General features: G+C 31.4%; 1 protein-coding gene. It reads right to left on the reverse strand.

Features of this window, described 5'->3' with window-relative positions:
• Positions 1-168 (reverse strand): Rho termination factor N-terminal domain-containing protein (locus P6709_RS20345; protein ID WP_278242686.1); only part of this gene is annotated, 168 nt, incomplete at its 3' end.
• Between the last annotated feature and the right edge of the window lie 68 nt (positions 169-236).

Here is a 236-nt window from a genome sequence, read left to right on the forward strand (position 1 = left end):
GCCTTCCATAAAAAATAAGCCTTCCTGCTCAGCACGGGATTTTAATATTGAAAAGATCAATTCTTTTATTGTCAGTTTACTATAATAGGACACCCGATATTCTTTAGCTAATTCATATAACTCTTTTAGCTTAATATTATCAAGTGACGACATTTTTAATTCTTCCATAAGGACACCACACTTTTTAAATTTTTATTTCTCTAGCCATACGTTCTGCTGGTTTGGTAGTAAATAAG

The organism is Jeotgalibacillus sp. ET6 (assembly GCF_029667115.1).
GTDB lineage: Bacteria > Bacillota > Bacilli > Bacillales > Jeotgalibacillaceae > Jeotgalibacillus.